A 3,437-nucleotide genomic window follows, 5' to 3' on the forward strand; every position below is an offset into this window, starting at 1 on the left:
GGCCACCCCAGCCGGACGGCAGCTCCAGGGCCGCGATCCGGCCGAAGCCCCAGGTCGTCGCCTGGCCGGGCCGGGTCACGTCCTTGACCGCGCCCCGGGTGAGGCACCACAGGCGGGCCGGGACGCCGGAGTCGGCGAACGCCTGGGTCAGCACCAGGTTGGCGGCGAGCCCGGCTTCCGCGTCGGCGTCGACGGCCAGCAGCGACACGACTCCTTCGACGTCGGCGTGCTCACGCAGCAGCGTCGTCAGCGCGGCCCGGTCACTGGGACCGGACTCGGTCACCGGCTCGGCGCCGTGCGCGGCCAGCGCTTGCGCCACTTCGCGGGCGGGGCCGTCCGCGCCGAGGACGAGCCAGCGGCCGGTCAGCCGTCCGGTGGTCTCGGCCAGCGGGCGCCAGGTGACGCGGTAGCGCCAGTTGTCCACAGTGGACGACGACCGCCAGCGGTCGAGCGCCGCCATGGCCTGGTCGTCGAGGGCGAGGTCGCCCGCGTCGACCGCCGCCCAGAACCGGCTGTCCCCTTCCGCCTGCGGCGCGGGTTCGAGCCAGAACCGCGACCGCTGGAAGGCGTAGGTCGGCAACGTGGTCCGCCGGGCGCCGTCGAGCACCGCGGCGACGTCGAGCGGGAAGCCGGTGACGCGCAGCCGGGCGAACGCGGTGAGCACTGCTCTCGATTCGTCCTCGCCGGCCCGGAGCGTCGGCACCGAAAGGAGATCAGTGCTCTCGGCAGCCATCGCGGACAGCACGCCGTCGGGGCCGAGTTCGAGGAACGTGCTCGCGCCCTGCTCGACGAGGGTCCGCACCGCGTCGCCGAACCGGACGGCTTCCCGCACGTGCCGCACCCAGTACTCCGCGGTGTACGGCTCCGCGAGAGCACCGCTCACATTCGAGATCACCGGTATCGTCGCGGGGCGGTGCTCCAGGGACTCGGCGACCGCGCGGAACTCGTCGAGCATCGGGTCCATCAGCGGCGAATGGAAGGCATGGCTGACGCGCAGCCGCTTGGTCTTGACCCCGCGTCCCGCGAACTCCGCGGCGACGGCGAGCACGGCGGTCTCGTCACCCGAGATCACCGTGCTCCGAGGACCGTTGACCGCCGCGATGCCGACACCTTCGCCGGGCAGCTCGGCCCGGACGTCGGCCTCGGGCGCGCCGATCGCGACCATCGCGCCACCCTCGGGCAGCGCCTGCATCAGGCTCGCGCGGGCGGAGACCAGCGCGCACGCGTCGGGCAGCGAGAGCACGCCGGCGACGTGCGCGGCGGCGAGTTCGCCGATCGAGTGCCCGGCCACGAAATCCGGCCGGACGCCCCAGGATTCGACGAGCCGGAACAGCGCGACTTCGAGGGCGAAGATCGCGGGCTGGGCGTAGCCGGTGCGGTCGAGCAGGTCCGATTCGATCACTTCGGCCAGCGGCCGGTCGATGTCCAGCAGCGCGGCGACCTCGTCGAAAGCCGCGGCGAACACCGGGAAGCGCGCGTACAGCTCGCGGCCCATTCCCGCACGCTGGGCGCCCTGTCCGGTGAAGAGCACGGCCAGGCGGCCCGGGTTGCCGCTGCCGGTGAGCGCGCCCGGGTCGCCGTCGGCGATCGCGGCCAGCCCGGCGAGGAGTTCGGCGCCGGTCTCACCGACGACCGCGGCCCGGTGCCCGAGGTCGGCCCGGGTCGTGGCCAGGCTCAGCGCGACGTCCGCGGGCTCCGCCTCGTCGAGGAACTCGTGCAGCCGGGCGGCTTGCGCCCGCAACGCCGCCGGGGTCTTCGCCGACAACACCCACGGCACCGGGCCGGAAACCGGCTCGCGCTCCGCCACGACCACGTCGGGTGCCTGCTCGAGAATCGTGTGCGCGTTGGTGCCGGAGATGCCGAACGACGAAACACCAGCCCGCAGCGGCCGGTCCGATGCCCACTCGCGCGACTCGGTCAGCAGCTCGACCGCACCCGCCGTCCAGTCCACATGGGACGACGGCGCGTCGACGTGCAACGTCCGCGGGAGAACGCCGTGGCGCATCGCCATCACCATCTTGATGATCCCGGCGACCCCGGCGGCGGCCTGGGTGTGGCCGAGGTTCGACTTCACCGAACCCAGGTACAACGGCGTCGCGCGGTCCTGGCCATAGGTCGCCAGCAACGCCTGCGCCTCGATCGGGTCGCCCAGCTTCGTCCCGGTGCCGTGCGCTTCCACCGCGTCCACTTCGGACGCCGAGAGCCCGGCATCCGCGAGCGCGGCACGGATGACCCGTTGCTGCGACGGGCCGTTCGGCGCGGTCAGGCCGTTCGACGCGCCGTCGGAGTTCACCGCCGAACCCCGCACCACGGCGAGGACTTCGTGACCGTTGCGCCGCGCATCCGACAGGCGTTCCACCAGCAGCAAGCCGACGCCCTCGGCCATGCTCGTGCCGTCCGCGCCCTCGGCGAACGCCTTCACCCGGCCGTCCTCGGCCAAGCCGCGTTGCTGGCTGAAGGCGAGCAGGACGCCGGGGGACGGCATGACCGTCACGCCACCCGCGAGCGCCAGATCGCATTCGCCGCGCCGCAGCGCCTGCACCGCCAGGTGCAACGCCACCAGCGACGACGAACACGCCGTGTCCACCGTCAGCGACGGACCTTCCAGCCCGAACACGTACGACAACCGGCCCGACGCCACCGACGACGTCCCGCCGGTCATCAGGTGCCCTTCGAGGCCGTCGGTCGCCGCGCCCGCGCCGTAGCCGGACGTCGCCGCGCCGACGAACACGCCGGTGCGGCTGCCGCGCGCCGACGTCGGGTCGATGCCGGCGCGTTCGAACGCCTCCCAGGTCGCTTCGAGCAGGAGGCGCTGCTGCGGGTCCATGGTCAGCGCCTCGCGCGGCGCGATCTCGAACAGCTCCGGGTCGAAGCGGTCGGCGCCGGTCACGAAACCACCGCTGCGCGTGTAGATGCGGCCTGGGGTGCCGGGTTCCGGGTGGTACAGCCCGTCGAGGTCCCAGCCGCGGTCGGCGGGGAACGGCGTGATCGCGTCGACGCCGCCGTCCACAAGAGACCAGAGGTCCTCGGGCGAGGCAACGGAACCCGGGTAGCGGCAGCTCATCGCGACGATGACGACCGGGTCGTCGTCCGTCGGCGCGGTCACGACCTGAGTGGACGGTTCCGCGGCGCCGCCGAACAGCTCGGTCCGCAGCAGCGCCACGAGCGCCGCCGGGGCCGGGTGGTCGAACACCAGCGTCGCGGGCAGCCGCAAACCGGTCGCGGCTCCGAGACGGTTACGCAGCTCGACGGCGGTCAAGGAGTCGAAGCCGAGTTCGGCGAACGAGCGGCCGGGCTCGATCTCGTCGGCGGTGTCGTGCCCGAGCACCGCGGCGACGTGGTCGCGGACCAGCTCCAGGAGCCGCCGGTCGCGCTCGGCCGCGGGCAGCGGCTGCAGCCGTGCGGCCAGTCCGCCGTCGCTCGTCGTGGCGGTGGTG

The 3,437-nt window shown here is 73.6% G+C and carries 1 protein-coding gene; it reads right to left on the reverse strand.

The window, feature by feature from the left end; all coding sequences use genetic code 11:
- Positions 1-3,437: type I polyketide synthase (locus tag G3I65_RS20455; RefSeq protein WP_160697529.1), on the reverse strand; the 3,437-nt coding region annotated here is incomplete at both ends.

Source organism: Amycolatopsis sp. SID8362 (genome assembly GCF_010550475.1).
GTDB lineage: Bacteria > Actinomycetota > Actinomycetes > Mycobacteriales > Pseudonocardiaceae > Amycolatopsis > Amycolatopsis eburnea.